Annotated in this window: 12 protein-coding genes; 10 read left to right on the top strand and 2 right to left on the bottom strand. The window is 34.0% G+C overall.

Annotation, left to right across the window (positions count from 1 at the left end):
* The first annotated feature begins 58 nt into the window (after positions 1–58).
* The 6 genes from BLV64_RS02240 to BLV64_RS02215 all read left to right on the top strand — a co-directional run bounded on the left by BLV64_RS02240 (position 59) and on the right by BLV64_RS02215 (position 9,809).
* Positions 59–3,514: a DUF4175 family protein gene (locus BLV64_RS02240; RefSeq protein ID WP_092131854.1), complete on the top strand. Its 3,456-nt coding sequence runs from the start codon at positions 59–61 to the stop codon at positions 3,512–3,514.
* A gap of 93 nt (positions 3,515–3,607) precedes the next feature.
* The gene (gene ybeY, locus BLV64_RS02235; RefSeq protein ID WP_092131851.1) at positions 3,608–4,018 is read left to right on the top strand and encodes an rRNA maturation RNase YbeY; all 411 of its coding nucleotides are present in this window, start codon (positions 3,608–3,610) and stop codon (positions 4,016–4,018) included.
* Positions 4,019–4,106: 88 nt separating this feature from the next.
* Positions 4,107–5,978 carry a tRNA uridine-5-carboxymethylaminomethyl(34) synthesis enzyme MnmG gene (gene mnmG, locus BLV64_RS02230; RefSeq protein WP_092131849.1) on the top strand — a complete coding sequence of 624 codons (1,872 nt, stop codon included), beginning with the start codon at positions 4,107–4,109 and terminating at the stop codon, positions 5,976–5,978.
* 68 nt (positions 5,979–6,046) lie between these two features.
* Entirely contained in the window at positions 6,047–6,907 is an 861-nt protein-coding gene (locus BLV64_RS02225) for a class I SAM-dependent methyltransferase (protein WP_317042096.1), read from the top strand.
* A 229-nt stretch (positions 6,908–7,136) separates the two neighbouring features.
* Positions 7,137–7,649 carry an OmpH/Skp family outer membrane protein gene (locus BLV64_RS02220; RefSeq protein WP_092131846.1) on the top strand — a complete coding sequence of 171 codons (513 nt, stop codon included), beginning with the start codon at positions 7,137–7,139 and terminating at the stop codon, positions 7,647–7,649.
* Between the two features lie 141 nt (positions 7,650–7,790).
* Complete coding sequence (locus tag BLV64_RS02215) at positions 7,791–9,809, top strand: hypothetical protein (RefSeq protein ID WP_143034122.1); 2,019 nt, start codon at positions 7,791–7,793, stop codon at positions 9,807–9,809.
* Positions 9,810–9,826: 17 nt separating this feature from the next.
* On the opposite strand, the gene BLV64_RS02210 is transcribed toward BLV64_RS02215, so the two are convergent.
* Positions 9,827–10,981: a DNA polymerase III subunit gene (locus tag BLV64_RS02210; protein ID WP_092131840.1), complete on the bottom strand. Its 1,155-nt coding sequence runs from the start codon at positions 10,979–10,981 to the stop codon at positions 9,827–9,829.
* 217 nt (positions 10,982–11,198) lie between these two features.
* Between BLV64_RS02210 and BLV64_RS02205 the strand changes: the two genes are divergently transcribed.
* From BLV64_RS02205 to BLV64_RS02195, 3 genes are read left to right on the top strand one after another with little or no spacing between them, the layout of a single operon-like run.
* Complete coding sequence (locus BLV64_RS02205; RefSeq protein ID WP_092131837.1) at positions 11,199–12,389, top strand: phosphoglycerate kinase; 1,191 nt, start codon at positions 11,199–11,201, stop codon at positions 12,387–12,389.
* 48 nt (positions 12,390–12,437) lie between these two features.
* Positions 12,438–14,027: a LysM peptidoglycan-binding domain-containing protein gene (locus BLV64_RS02200; RefSeq protein ID WP_092131834.1), complete on the top strand. Its 1,590-nt coding sequence runs from the start codon at positions 12,438–12,440 to the stop codon at positions 14,025–14,027.
* 23 nt (positions 14,028–14,050) lie between these two features.
* Positions 14,051–15,028, top strand: a complete 978-nt coding sequence (locus tag BLV64_RS02195; RefSeq protein ID WP_245705849.1) for a DUF4837 family protein — start codon at positions 14,051–14,053, stop codon at positions 15,026–15,028.
* 69 nt (positions 15,029–15,097) lie between these two features.
* Here the strand turns inward: BLV64_RS02195 and BLV64_RS02190 are convergent, their stop codons facing one another.
* Complete coding sequence (locus tag BLV64_RS02190) at positions 15,098–15,286, bottom strand: Sec-independent protein translocase subunit TatA/TatB (protein ID WP_092131831.1); 189 nt, start codon at positions 15,284–15,286, stop codon at positions 15,098–15,100.
* A gap of 115 nt (positions 15,287–15,401) precedes the next feature.
* Here BLV64_RS02190 and BLV64_RS02185 point away from each other — a divergent pair, with 115 nt between their 5' ends.
* The gene (locus tag BLV64_RS02185; RefSeq protein WP_092131829.1) at positions 15,402–16,271 is read left to right on the top strand and encodes a M23 family metallopeptidase; all 870 of its coding nucleotides are present in this window, start codon (positions 15,402–15,404) and stop codon (positions 16,269–16,271) included.
* Position 16,272 lies beyond the last annotated feature (1 nt).

The raw sequence follows: 16,272 nt of genomic DNA, 5'->3' as shown, positions 1-16,272 counted from the left end.
TATTTGCTAAAAAATAAAATTGTAGTTTTATAAGTTAAACACAGTAAACAACGGCGATTTGAGTACTTTTAAAACCATACAGAATAAACTGGAGGAGTTTATTAAAAAATACTATATCAACGAATTGATTAAAGGCGTGATATTATTTTTTAGTATCGGCTTACTTTATTTTTTAATTACCCTTTCGATCGAATCACTTTTGTGGTTAAATACAACGTCTCGTGCTATTTTATTTTGGTTATTTATAGCCGTAGAAGTTGCTTTATTTTATCGGTTTATCGCCCTGCCTTTAGCTAAACTTTTTCATCTAAAACAAGGTATTAACACAATTGAAGCTTCTAAACTTATCGGAGATCACTTTCCAGAAGTGAACGATAAGCTATTGAACGTTTTACAATTGCATTCTGAACATTCACAGTCGGAGCTTCTTTTAGCTAGTATTGATCAAAAATCTGAAGAATTATCACCAATTCCCTTCAAATTGGCGGTTAATTTTAAACAAAATCTTAAGTATTTAAAATATGCTGCTATTCCGTTAGTAATTATTATTGCGGTTGCTATTTCAGGAAAATTAAATTGGTTTAGTGATAGTTATGAACGCGTCGTGAATTATAAAACAGCTTATGAGGCACCAGCACCTTTTCAGTTTTACGTTTTAAACGATCCGTTAACAACAACCGAAAACCAGTCGTTTACCTTGATAGTAAAAACAGATGGTGAGGTTATTCCAGAAACTGCCCAAATAGAGTTTAATAGTGAAAGCTATTTTTTAAAACAACAGGGTAGTGGGGCTTTCGAGTTTGTATTCGAGCAGCCTAAATCGGATATTTCGTTTAGATTAAATGCTAATGGTGTGTATTCTAAACCCTATACCTTGCAGGTGGTAGAGGTTCCTACTTTATTGAGTTTTGATATGGCTTTAGATTATCCGAGTTATACTAATAAACCTGACGAAGTGATTAGAAGTTCTGGTAACGCTGTGTTACCTCAAGGGACTAAAGTGACGTGGACAATTCAAACAAAGGCGACCGAAAATGTGCACTTATACAGTAGTGATACATTAGTTTTTACAGCTGTTAATCCAGAAACGTTTCAGGCAAGTAAGCAGTTATTTAATGGCTTGGATTATTCTATTTCTACGAGTAATTCTAATCTTAAAGATTATGAGAATTTAGCTTTTAATCTAGCGGTTATTAAGGACCAATATCCAGAACTTTCAATTGAAACTAAAGTAGATTCTTTAGATTTACAAACGCTTTATTTTTACGGAAAAGCAAGCGATGATTATGGAATATCAAAACTGCGTTTAGTGTATTATCCTGTTGATAATGAGGTTAATAAAGAGGTGAAGTCTATCCCTATAGCCGCTTCTAATTATGCTGAATTTATAACTGCATTTCCTAATGATATTGATATTAAAGAGGGTATTGCTTACGAATTGTATTTTGAGGTTTTTGATAATGATGGGTCGCGTCGACCAAAAAGTACTAAAAGTTCTGTTTTTACATACCGAAAGCGAACACAATCTGAAGAGGAGCAAAAGCAATTAAAAGAACAAAATGAAACCATTCAAGGTTTAGATAAAGCTTTGGATAAATTTGATAAGCAGCAAAAGGAATTGGAGCAGCTTTCTAAAACGCAGAAAGAGAAATCGGAATTAAATTTTAATGATAAAAAGAAATTAGATCAATTTATTAAACGACAAAAGCAACAAGAAGAGATGATGCAGGAGTTTAATAAAAAGTTGAAAGATAATTTAGATGATTTTCAGAAGGAGAATAAAAAAGAAGATCCTTTTAAAGAGGATTTAAAAGAACGTTTAAAGGAAAATGAAGAACAGTTAAAGCGTGATGAAAAACTTTTAGAGGAACTTAAAAAGATTCAAGACAAAATTTCTAAAGAAGAACTTTCAGAAAAAATAGAGAAATTATCTAAGCAAAATAAAAGTCAAAAACGAAGTTTACAGCAGATCTTAGAATTAACGAAACGTTATTATGTATCTAAGAAGATGGAAAAAATAGCAGAGGAATTACAAAAACTTGGTGAAAAGCAAGAGGCCTTATCTAACAAAGATTCTAAGGATAATACGAAAGAGAAACAGGATAAACTTAATGACGAGTTTAAACAGTTGCAAGAGGAAATGGATCAATTACAAAAGGAGAATTCCGCTTTAAAGCAACCCTTAAAACTTCCTCGAAAGACTAAAGAAGAAGCCGCTATAACGCGAGAACAAAATCAAGCGAGTGAATCTTTAGAAAAAAAGGAAAACGCCGAGTCCTCACCTTCAGAACAGCAAGAGTCCCAAAAGAATGCGCAACAAAAACAAAAGAATGCTGCTCAGAAGATGAAAGAAATGGGTATGCAAATGCAACAGCAAATGGGACAGTCGGGCCAAGAAAGCCTAGAAGAGGATATGACTATGTTGAGACAGATTTTGGATAATCTGCTGCTTTTTTCTTTTGATGAAGAAGCTGTTATGAATGATTTTCGATCTATCGAAACCAATCACAATGAATATGCTAAATATCTAAAAAAACAGAAAGATTTGCGTACACATTTTGAACATGTAGATGATAGTTTATTTGCGCTTTCCTTACGTCAGCCAAAAATCAGTGAGCAAATTAATAATCAGATTTACGAGGTGTATTTTAATGTAGATAAAGCTTTGGATCAGTTGGCAGAGAATAATATTTATCACGGAGTTTCTGCTCAACAGTACGCGGTGACTTCTGCTAATAATTTAGCTAATATGTTGAGTACTATGTTTGATTCTATGCAAATGCAAATGATTCCTTCACCGGGTCAGGGATCTGGTGATATGCCTTTACCGGATATTATTATGAGTCAAGAGGAGTTGAATGAGCAGATGAAGGATGGTATGAAAAAGGGTGAACAGGGACAACCTAAGGAGGGCGACGGTCCAAAGCCTGGGGAGCAAGGTACTCCTGGAAAGGAAGGGGAATCTGGAAAAGAGGGACAGGAGGGTAAATCAGGCGAGGATGGTACTGGTGGTGAGTCTGGTAAAGGTGGTAAGGATGGCAAAGGTCAGGGAAATGGTGAAGGTTCTCAAGGTTTAGATGGTTTTAATGAAGATTTAAATGGGGAGTTATACCAAATATATCAAGAACAACAGCGTATTCGCGAGGCTTTAGAAGACCGTTTGGAGAAGGATGGTATAAGACAAAGTAGAGAAGCTAAACAGCTTTTAAAAGATATGGAAAATGTGGAACTAGATTTGATTAATAAAGGTTTTACCAATCAAACATTAAGTAAAATGATGAATTTACAGCATCAGTTATTAAAACTTGAAAATGCTACTTTTCAACAAGGTCAAGACACAAAACGTAAGGCAGATACCAATACTAAGACTTTTGAGAATACAACACAGAATCAAATTCCTAAGGCTAAAGAATATTTTAATTCAATCGAAATTTTAAATAAGCAAACCTTACCTTTGCAGCCGATTTATAAGGAAAAGGTTCAGAATTATTTTAAAATTCAAACGACCGATTAAGTTAGTCTGTTATAACTATATGTTGTTAGTTTGTTAAACTAGTTGTTAGTTCTTCTTTTTTTTTAGTACATCTGTTAACTATAATAGTATTACATGATACATTTTAATTATGAAAATGATTTTAGCCTATCAAATGAAGGGCGTTTATCTACTTGGTTAATATCGGTTATAAGCGCCGAAAATTGTTCTATTTCTGAGATTAATTATATTTTCTGTGATGATGATTATCTACATAAATTGAACGTGGAATTCTTAGAACATGATACGCTTACCGATGTTATCGGTTTTGATTATTCTGTGGGCAAACAGTTGGAAGGTGATATTTTTATTTCTACTGAACGTGTTGCAGATAATGCCAAAGATTTGGAGGTCTCTTTTAATGATGAATTATGTCGTGTGATGGTACACGGCTTACTACATTTTTGTGGTTATAAAGATAAAACTTCCGAGGAAGCTAAAGAGATGAGAGCAAAGGAGGATTCGTATTTAAAGGCGCTTGTTTAAAGTCGTTAATTCGCCCTATCTTTGCAAAAATATAATAACCTTAGATAATTGTTTCACGTGGAACAATCTAAAATAAAATATACAGATAATGTTTAATGAGGAATATGATGTTATAGTTGTTGGAGCTGGTCACGCTGGAAGTGAGGCTGCTGCTTCGGCCGCTAATATGGGGAGTAAAACATTGTTGATTACAATGAACCTTCAAAACATTGCCCAAATGTCTTGTAATCCTGCTATGGGAGGAATTGCAAAAGGACAAATTGTAAGAGAAATTGATGCATTAGGTGGGTACAGTGGTATTGTAAGTGATACGAGTGCTATTCAATTTAAAATGCTAAATAAGTCTAAAGGACCAGCGATGTGGAGTCCTAGGGTTCAAAGTGATCGTATGCGTTTCGCCGAAGATTGGCGACTACTTTTGGAGCAAACAGAGAACTTAGATTTTTATCAGGAAATGGTTTCTGGGTTGATAGTAGAAGGAGGAAAAGTGTGTGGAGTAGTTACTTCTTTAGGGTTAAAAATTAAATCTAAAACGGTAGTTCTTACAAATGGAACGTTCTTAAATGGATTGATTCATATTGGTGATAAAAATTTTGGTGGCGGTAGAGCTGGTGAAAAAGCGGCTACCGGTATTACCGAACAATTGGTGCAATTGGGGTTTGAATCTGGTAGAATGAAGACTGGTACACCACCTAGAGTTGATGGTCGATCTTTAGATTTTTCGAAGATGATTGAACAACCAGGTGATGTTTCGCCTGAGAAATTTTCTTATTTAGATGTCACTAAACCATTAACGCATCAGCGCTCTTGTCATATGAGTTATACCAGTGAAAAGGTACACGATTTGTTGCGTGAAGGTTTCGATCGTTCGCCGATGTTTAATGGTAGAATTCAAAGTTTAGGACCACGCTATTGTCCGTCTATAGAAGATAAGATTAATCGTTTTGCAGATAAGGATCGTCATCAATTATTTGTGGAGCCCGAAGGATGGAATACGGTAGAGTATTATATAAATGGGTTTTCTACATCCTTGCCAGAAGATATTCAGTTTAAAGCTCTACGTTCGGTGGTTGGTTTTGAGAATGTCAAATTTTTTAGACCGGGTTATGCTATAGAATACGATTACTTTCCGCCAACACAATTAAAGCACACTTTAGAGACGAAGTTAGTGGATGGTTTGTTTTTTGCAGGTCAGATTAATGGTACAACAGGGTATGAGGAAGCGGCTTCTCAAGGCTTAATGGCAGGTATAAATGCTGCTTTAAAAGTTCAAGAACGCGATCCATTTATATTACAACGTAACGAGGCGTATATTGGTGTATTGGTAGATGATTTGATTACCAAGGGTACTGAAGAGCCTTATCGTATGTTTACTTCTCGTGCGGAATATAGAACCTTATTGCGTCAAGATAATGCCGATTTCAGATTAACGCCTAAAGGTTATGAATTGGGATTAGCTAGTGAAAAACGTTTAAAACGTATGGAAGAAAAACAGGAGGCTTCTGAAAAGTTAGTCCAATTTTTTAGAAATACAAGCGTAACAGCCGAGGAGGCTAATCCTGTTTTAATCGCTAAAAATTCTGCTCCAGTTAAGCAGCAAGGAAAAATGTTTAAGTTGTTTGCTAGACCAAATATTACCATAGACGATGTGCGTCAATTTGATGCGGTCGAGGAGTATATTACTTCTAATAATTTGGATAGCGAAGTTATCGAGCAAGCAGAAATTCAGGTTAAATATTCTGGTTATATCGATAAGGAAAAGAATAATGCTGATAAATTAAACAGGTTAGAAAATGTAAAAATTCCCGCTAATTTTGATTATTCTAAATTGCAATCTATGAGTTTAGAGGCTCGTGAAAAATTAAATAAAATACAACCCGTAACCGTGTCACAAGCATCGCGAATTAGTGGTGTTTCTCCGAGTGATATTTCAGTGTTATTAGTTTATATGGGTCGTTAAATAATTATACAAGTGGGTTGTGTTTCACGTGGAACACAACCCACTTTATCTTTCTAAATTACTTTTGAGTGGAAATAAATAAAACAGCGTCTTTGTATAATGCGGTCAAAGATTTTACAGTATCTGGTGAAACCTTTCAATTAATTTATAATAAGGAATGGGATTATTTAGAAACCTATCCGCAGCCTTCAAAAGATAAATTACCGGAATATTATAAGAGTGAGGATTATATTTCACACACGAATGCGAAACGTAATCTTTTTGAAAAAGTATATCACGCTGTTCGTACTATTTCATTAAAACGAAAAGTTAAACTAATTAATAGTTGTTCTTCAACCGGAAAACAGCTTTTAGATATAGGTTGTGGAACTGGTGCATTTTTAGCGGAAGCTCAGAAAAATAAATGGAATATAACCGGAGTGGAACCAGATGATAAAGCGCGTGCTATTGCGAAATCAAATACGGGAATCGAAATTTATAATACGGATGCTCTAGATCAATTTACCTCTCATAGTTTTGATGTGATTACCTTGTGGCATGTTTTAGAACATTTACCAAATCTTGAAGAACATATTAACGTATTGCAACGTTTATTAAAAAAAGATGGTACGCTAATCGTAGCTGTGCCTAATTACAAAAGTTATGATGCAAGGTATTATAAACAGTTTTGGGCAGCTTTTGATGTGCCGAGACATTTGTGGCACTTCTCTCAAGATGCTATAAGTCGATTGTTTAGTAAAAAAGAAATGGACGTGGTAAAAACACTGCCAATGGTTTTTGATGCCTATTATGTAAGCTTGCTTTCTGAAAAATATAAGAAAAGTACCTGGCAGGTGTTTAGAGCTTTTTATCGCGGTTGGATCTCAAATAGTAAAGCAAAACAGACTTCTGAGTATTCTTCTCTTATATACTGTATAAAAAACAGGTAAAAACGAATTTTAAAGCGATTTAAGGGGTTTTTACCGTTGATTAAGTATTGTGTATCGAATAAAATGTAAAACCGCTTTAAACCCCTTTAAATTTAATGGTTTTTAATAGATTTAATTTATTTAAATAAAATTTAATATAAATATTATTTATATATGTATAATGAGCTTAAAAAAATGAAAGTCGGCCGTACTTTTATACTTTTGCCAAAACCTTTAAAAAAAATATAAAATGAAATATTACTTAGTAATCCTTTTCGCATGTTTAGCATTAACTTCTTGTGAGAAACAAAAGATAGCATTTGTCGATAACGGAAAAGTGATTAATGAAATCCAAGAGAAATTAGATTTAGAAGCTAAATACAAAATCAAGGAGGATGCGTTTAATGCAAAAGCCGATAGTTTAGATGAAGCTATTCAAGCAGAAGTTTTAGAATTTCAAAAGAATGTTGAAAAAATGTCCAGAGCAAATCAAGAGAAAAATTACCAAGCTCTAGTTCAAAAAAAACAAGCTCAAGATCAAAAATTACAATTCGAAAGACAACAAATTACTCAAGAGTTTAGAACGGATGTTGATAGTGTTATCGCACGAGTAAAGACCTTTGTAAAAGACTACGGTAAAGCAAATGGTTATACTTATATTCTTGGTACTAGCGAAGTCGCTGCTACAGTTCTTTATGGTTCTGAAGAGAATGATTTAACCAATATTGTAATCGAAGCTTTAAACAAAGAATACAAAAAATAGGACGTACAACTTAATAGTTTAGTACTATTTTAAAAGCGTTAAACAGCAGTTTAACGCTTTTTTTTGTTTATAATATGCTATATATCAATAGATTTAATTTTAATACTTATATTTAAATGCTATTAATTATTTCTATTTAAGATGATGAAAACGTCCCATTGGTTGTTACTCATTTTCTTTGCCTTTACAAAATTAACCACGGCGCAGGTAACACTACCTTTTAAAGCTCAAAAGGAGTTTTATATTTATGGCAATGCTACTGTGATTGGTAATACAATAATGGGTAAAGATGCTATAACTTCTTTTAATGATATCTCGTTAACCAACGATGATATCGATATGACCTATACCGATATTGATCAGGACGACACGACTTTTAGTTCGAGTTCGGCCATTTTAGAATTGCCAGCTAACCATACTAAAATAAAATATGCTGTGCTGTATTGGGCAGCAACGTATAGTTATGAACGGGGTCATAGGCAGGAGTCTGGAGGACAGTTTTTATTTCAAGGAAAACGGGTTAAAAACCGAAGTGCTATTAGTAAGATAAAATTCAAATTACCAGGAACCGACACCTATAAAAATATTAATGGAGATATCATTTTTGATGGCGCTAATGATAAAGCATTTTCTTTAAATTCACCTTATGTCTGTCAAGCCGATGTAACTAAACTCTTAAAGCATGCTAAAGAAACTAATGGTGAATACACCGTAGCAAACGTAACCGCAACACAGGGCTTTGTTTCTGGTGGGAGTGCTGCTGGATGGTTGCTTTATGTGGTTTATGAAGCACCGACGAAAAATCCACAGTATATTACGACGTATAACGGTTTTGCCCACGTAGGTAGTGACGCTGTAAAAGTGACTTTCGATAATTTTATGGCTTTAGAAGAAGGTGAAATAAACACTTCTATTACCTTATCAGCTTTAGAAGGGGATTCTGCTTTAATAGACGATGAGATTTTAATTTCTAATCCTGTGCTCAAACGCATGATGTTGCTAAGTACAAATCAGCGTTCCCGAAATAATTTTTTCAACAGTAAAATCACAAGAGATGATTCTGAATTTATTAGTCGTAATCCGGCGAGTATAAACACACTGGGATTCGATATCGCTACCGTTACGATTCCGAATCAATCGCAACCTATTATCGATAACAATACGCAAAAGGTTGATCTTATTTTTAATACACGATCCGATCGCTTTTATCTGTTTTTTACGGCTTTCCAAACCGAAATTAGTAAAGTGTTTTACGAGCAACAGCAACAAAAAGAACGCACTCTTGTAGGTGCTGTTAGCCAACAGCAAAGAGCAGAAGATACTAAGGCTAAAAAGGCGAGGACCAAAGCTGAAAACAGCTTAGAAGCGGAAGAATTACTAGAGAAAAAGAAGAAGGATAAATTGGTGAATAAAGAAGGGGAGGTGAGTTCTTATAAGAAACCGGCTCCTAAAATGACTGAATTTAAACCAAAAAAAGAGCCTAGCGTTGCTAAAGTTCAACAACCACTACGAGCAAGTAAAATTAATGAAGAGAAAGACTTAAGTTCTAAAAGTAAAACCTCTAAAGTTTGGGTGGTTGACGCTCCTAAAAAAGAAGATGTATTTGTTTCGAGACCTTCATCAAAACCACCAAAAACAGAACAAAGGCGAGCAATAGACTATTCGCAAGAAACCTCTGATAAACCTTTGCCTATTTGGTTAAAACAAAAACAAAAGGTCGCGCCAAAAGACGATAAAATTTACCGGCCTAAAGGACAAATATTACCGGAGTCTCCGGGTTATAATTCCTTGGCTTTAAATCGTGATAATTATGAAAAACTCTTAACTGTCGAAGATTATATTTATGAAACCCAAACCTTTAAGCGGGTTTTAAATCAGGAATCGACAATTTTGGAAGATGTCGAATCGGGTTATTATATTATAGCGACTTTGGTCTATGATTTTGATGAGGCTATTCGCTATCAAAATGAACTAAAAAGTAAAGGGGTAAATTCTAAGATTTTTAAGGGTAACGGTAATAGCTATTATGTGAATCTCTATAATTCAGATAATTTTTATGATGTTTTTATGCTTCGGAAGGCCTTTATTAAAGTTGATTTTTTAAGTAAGGTGTGGATCCTAAATATAAACATCAAAAAGGGTGGTCTTAAAAAGATTTAAAACGAATACAGCTTATTTTATTCCGATTTTTTATGTAGTAAACGTGTTAATTTAATAGATAAATCGGTAAGAATAATTTTTGAATTTCCGTTACGTTCAATATGATAAATAGCGTCTTGGATTTCTTGGGAGATGTCTAAAATATTATTGTTATGAACAAAAGGCGCGAAATTTTCTAGTTTAAATTTTTCGGTTTTAATATCCATAAATACTAAATCTGGAGTACCATAATTTAGCAGCAGTGCTTGTCGGAAAAAATCTAAACAAAAATTAAGAAACTGTTTTTGCGTTTCTCGGCCTGTTTTTGCGATATCCTCACTCCACGAAATTAAATCATGAATGGCTGCCTTGTTTCCTTTAGCTTTAAAAGCAGCACGAATCCAAAAAATAAACCAAGTTTCAAACTGAATATCCTCGCTATCTTGATAGACTAAATCGCAGGCTTTATTGTAATTACCATTTGCTTGATGCGCTATTTTAGTTGCTTCAGCATCATTTATATCATAAGTTTTAATTAATGCTTCTTTAATATCAAATTCTGCTAATGGCGGGAAGTGTAATAATTGACATCTAGATTTTATCGTGGTAATTATTTGTTCTTCATCTTCAGCTATTAGAATAAAAACAGTTTTATTTGGCGGTTCTTCAATCAGTTTTAAAAGTTTATTAGAAGCCGAAGTATTCATTTTTTCGGCCATCCAAATAATCATTACTTTATAACCACCGTCATAGGCCTTTAAACTTAAAGCCTTTACAATATCTTGTGCCTCATCGACACCAATTTGCCCTTGTTTATTGTCTACCCCTAAGTATTTGTACCAATCAAATAAATTACCATAAGGTTGTTTACTTAATAACTCGTGCCATTCTTCAATAAAATGTTTAGAAACGGGATGTTTTTTAATTTTATCATTGCTCGTAACTGGAAAGGCAAAATGTAAATCCGGATGTGCAAACGATTCGAATTTAGAGTTACAACTGGCGTTTCCCGAGTTATTTTCTCCGTCAGAATTTTTGCACAAAATATACTGAGCATAGGCAATAGCCATGGGTAAAGTCCCAGAGCCCTCTGGACCAACAAATAATTGGGCATGAGGAATTCTTCCGTTATCTACGCTTTGCGTAAGATGTTTTTTTATATGTGTTTGACCTAAAATATCACTGAATTGCATAGCGCAAATATACTTTAGATAACAAATAAAAACTATTTTTTGGTTTCAATATGTTTTACACTTTTAATTTTTAAGAGTGATCGCAAAAGAGTATCACAGTATTTGCATATATTTGAAGCGATTTAGATAAATTTTTAATCCTTAAATAATAGTGTAAACACCTTGTTTAACAAGTGTTTATGATTAAAAATAGACTTATAATAATTATAATATTCAAATGAAGACTTTACAAGATTTTAATTTTAAAGATAAGAAAGCATTAATTCGTGTTGATTTTAACGTCCCTTTGGATGAGAATTTTATGGTTACAGATGCTACAAGAATTGCCTCTGCAAAACCGACATTAATTAAAATTCTTGAAGATGGTGGTAGTTGTATTTTAATGTCTCACTTAGGGAGACCAAAAGGTGTTCAAGATCAGTTTTCATTAAAACATATTATTAGTAAAGTTGAAGATATTATAGGGGTGGAAACAAAATTTGTTTCTAATTGTGTGGGAGCTGAAGCTGAAGAAGCAGCAGCAAATTTACAGCCTGGAGAACTTTTAATTCTTGAGAATTTACGTTTTCACGATGAAGAAACAGCTGGTGATACAGCATTCGCTGAACAGCTTTCAAAATTAGGTGATATTTATGTTAATGATGCTTTTGGTACGGCTCATAGAGCACATGCATCGACAACAGTAATTGCTCAGTTTTTTCCGGGAAAGAAATGTTTTGGAAGTCTTTTAGAAAAGGAAATAAAGAGTATCGATAAAGTATTAAAGGACGGTGAAAAACCAGTATTAGCTATTTTAGGAGGTGCCAAAGTATCCTCTAAAATTACTATTATCGAAAATATATTAGATAAAATAGACCATTTAATTATTGGTGGTGGAATGGCCTTTACTTTTGTGAAAGCTCAAGGCGGTAAGATTGGTGATTCTATCTGTGAGGATGATAAAATGGACTTGGCTTTATCTATTTTAAAACAAGCCGAAGAAAAAAATGTAAAAATTCATATTCCTGTAGATGCTTTAGCTGCCGATGCTTTTAGTAATACAGCAAATACTCAGGTGGTCGCTATTAATGCAATCCCAGATGGCTTTCAAGGTTTAGATGTGGGACCAGAGTCTATAAAACAATTTCATGATGTTGTGATGCAGTGTAAAACCATTTTATGGAATGGTCCACTAGGTGTTTTTGAAATGGAAACCTTCGCTAAAGGAACTATTGGATTGGGAGATTCTATCGCTGAAGCAACTAAAAATGGTGCCTTTTCACTTGTAGGTGGCGGGGATTCGGTAGCCGCAGTAAAACAATTTGGCTTCGAGAAAAAGGTGAGTTATGTGAGTACTGGTGGTGGCGCAATGTTAGAAAGCTTAGAAGGTAAAACCTTGCCAGGAATTGTTGCTATTTTAAACGATTAAATAAGAAAAACTGTTTAGTAACGTTAGACTTAAAACTAAATAACAGTAATGAAATTATATACATTATACAGTATACTATTAGGTACTCTGTTTTGTGCTGCTCAAAGCTACGGACAAGATACACTAATCGTGTCGAAAAAGAATGACAGCCTAAAGGTTACCAACATAAATGCTACTGAAGTAGTAACAGAAAATCTTGAAATTTTAGACACGCTTATCGATGGTAAAACGTACTTAAAGTCGTCTGATGAATTGTTAAAACCTTCTGAAGTTTTACAAGATGATAAGGTCGCATCAGATTACGATAAGAAATGGATTGAAGAGCTGTATAATAACTCTTTATTTGATACGATTTATCGCGATGTTACCAACTTAAAATATGAAGTTGTAGAGTATCCTGAATTGTCTACCGATACTTTAAAGGCACGGTTAGAACGCTTAAATGCCCGTACACCTTTTAATGTGGAATACAATCCAGGATTAGAAAGTGTTATTAAATCGTTTTTAAAAAGAAGACATCACTCTCTAGAACGATTAATGGGATTAAGTAATTTTTATTTCCCAATGTTCGAGCGTGAATTGGATAATTATAATATTCCTTTAGAGATGAAATATCTCGCAATTGTAGAATCGGCACTAAAACCTAGAGCTAAATCTAGAGTAGGAGCGACGGGATTATGGCAGTTTATGTTCGCTACTGGTAGGCAGTATGGATTAGATGTAAGTAGCTATGTCGATGAGCGAAGTGATCCTATAAAATCTACAGAATCGGCAGCTAAATATTTGGCGCGATTATATGAGATTTTCGATGATTGGGATTTGGCGTTGGCAGCTTATAACTCGGGTCCTGGAAATGTAAATAAAGCAATAAGACGTTCGGGAGGATCTCGAAATTATTGGAATATTAGACCTAATTTACCACGTGAAACAGCAGGGTATGTTCCTGCGTTTTTAGCCACTATGTACATCTTTGAATATGCTGAAGAACACGGATTTGTAAAACACAAACCACAATTTAATTACGTTGAAACAGATACGATTAGAGTTAAGAAAACCATAACTTTAGGCCAGGTCTCTGAGTATACTGGAGTGGATATGGCCACTTTACAGTTTTTAAATCCCGCTTACAAATTAGACGTTATCCCGTATATAAAAGGCAAAAATTATACGTTAAGATTACCGCGTGAATATGTCGGTACTTTTGTAAATAACGAAGATAAAATTTATCAATTCGTTCAAAAGGAATTAGACGCACGAGAAAAGCCGTTACCACAATTAGTAGAGGTAGATACCAAAACGCGGTATAAAGTGAGGAGCGGTGATTATTTAGGTAAAATAGCCCGTAAATTTGGTGTTAGAGTCAGTCAGATAAAACAATGGAACGGCTTACGAAGTAATAATCTTAAAGTTGGTCAGCGTTTAACGATTTATCCTAGAAACCCGTCAAGCGTTAGTCAGGCTTCAAAAACGACCGTGACTAGTAGTACTGCTAAAACCTATAAAGTGAAGAGTGGCGATTCCTTATGGAGTATTTCACAAAAATTTCCAGGAGTTTCTGTTCAAAATATTAAAGATTGGAACGGTATTAGTGGTAATAAATTAAAACCAGGAATGACCTTAAAAGTTTCTAAAGGATAATTCTTGTTAAAAATCAATATATTATGATACGAAAAGGACTTTTAGTTATTGCTGTTGTCTTAATTACGCTCTCGTGTAAGGATGGAAATAAGAAAGGACATCGCGTTATTCCCGAATCTTCAGGTCCCTTAAATACAGTGGCTGTAGTAATAGAAAATGAAAAATGGGAGGGCCGTTTAGGACAAGCAGTTAGAAACGTACTAGCCGCTCCTATAGATGGATTGCCTCAGGATGAACCACTATTTTCATTAAAACAGATTCCACCACATGTATTTACCGGGTTTTCTAGAATAAATAGGGATATTATTAAAATTGAATTGGGAGAGGCTGGTGTGACCATTCAAGATAATGTGTACGCACGACCTCAGAAATTTATTGTGGTAAGTGGTGCTAATATACAAGAGATAGAAGAGCAATTACAAGCAAATGCACAAACTATTGTTAAGGCGTTTAAAGTCGAAGAAATAGCCGAAAAACAACGTCGTATTCGCAAATCGTTATTTCCAGCAACAAGTCTTAAAAAGAAATTAGGTGTCGATATTCAGTATTCAACAGCGTATCGCATTTCTAAAGATGAAGATAATTTTTTCTGGATGCGTAAAGATATTCCTACAGGATATACAAACTTATTAGTTTATGACATTCCTTTAAACAGCTTAAAAGATAAAGATAGTTTAGTAAGTCGTATTGTAAAAATTAGAGACTCTATTGGACAAAAATACATCCCAGGGCCTACAGACGGCAGTTATATGATTACCGAAAAAGCCTATGCGCCTCATTTGTTTGAAACCACTTTAGATAATAAACCAGCATGGGAGGTTAAAGGACTTTGGGAAGTTCAAAACGCTTTTATGTCAGGACCGTTTATAACTTATATTATAGAAGACAAAGATAATAATAGGTATGTAGTAGCCGAAGGGTTTGCTTACGCGCCATCTATAGAGAAAAGAGAGCATGTATTTGAACTTGAAGCTATGATAAAATCTATTAAAATAGACTAGTATTAAAACATACAGATATAAAAAAACCAACGTATTTACGTTGGTTTTTTTATATCTGTAAAAGATTAATTATTTAGAATCTTTAGCTTTTTCTTCATCTTCTTCTTTACTAGCGTCTTTAAATTCTTTAATTCCGCTACCAAGACCTCTCATTAATTCTGGTATTTTTTTACCTCCAAACAATAACAGTACAAGTATAACGATAACCGCTATTTGCCATGGACCAACCATTCCTAAAAATATATTTGATGCTATCATAACTTTTAATTTAGGATGCAAAGTTAGTAATTAAAGTTTAAAAACAACGTTATAAAGCTAACTTTAGCATATTCTAAATCAGGTAGAGTTATTATTTTATTTACTTTTGCTTATTATGACAGTCAAGAAGAAGAAATCCAAGAAAATATCTAAAAAACTACTACACAAGTATCGATTAGTGATTCTAAATGAAGCTACGTTCGAAGAGCGCTTATCATTCAAACTTAACCGGTTAAATGTATTTGTACTTGTTACCTTGTCTTCTATTCTCCTTGTCGTCTTCACGATACTTTTAATCGCTTTTACGTCGCTTAGAGAATACATACCAGGATATTCATCTACCGCTTTAAAGAAGAAAGCTATAGAGCTTAATTTTAAAACGGACTCGCTACAAAAAGTTATTACTTTGAACGAACAGTATTACGCCTCTATAAAAAAAGTGTTAGAAGGCGATGTAAAAACAGTGGTATTTAATAGAGATTCTATTATTAATGCGGCGAGTATTGAAACTGCAGATATTAATTTAAAACCAAGTCCTGAAGATTCCCTATTGCGAGAGCGCGTTGAAAAGGAAGATAAGTACAACCTTTTTGAATCGGCAATCTCTAAAACCAACTTTATACTATTTCCGCCAGTAATTGGTACGATTAGCGAAGCTTATAATCCTGAAATTAAACATTACGCTGTTGATATTGTAGTCGCAAAAAATACGCCAATAAAGGCAACTGCTGATGGTACAATAATTTTTTCTGAATGGACTGCCGAAACCGGTTATGTGGTAATTATAGAACATAGCCATGGTCTTATTTCTGTTTATAAACACAATGCGTCGTTAACAAAAAGTCAAGGTGATTTAGTGAAAGCAGGAGAAGTCATTGCTACTTCAGGTAACACTGGAGATTTTACTACGGGACCTCATTTACATTTTGAATTATGGAGTGACGGTTACTCTGTAAATCCAACAAATTTTATAGATTTTAAATAGC

This window comes from Bizionia paragorgiae (assembly GCF_900107625.1).
Lineage (GTDB): Bacteria > Bacteroidota > Bacteroidia > Flavobacteriales > Flavobacteriaceae > Bizionia > Bizionia paragorgiae.
Note: the sequence above shows the minus strand (reverse complement) of the source record. Positions and strands in the feature narration are given on the sequence as shown.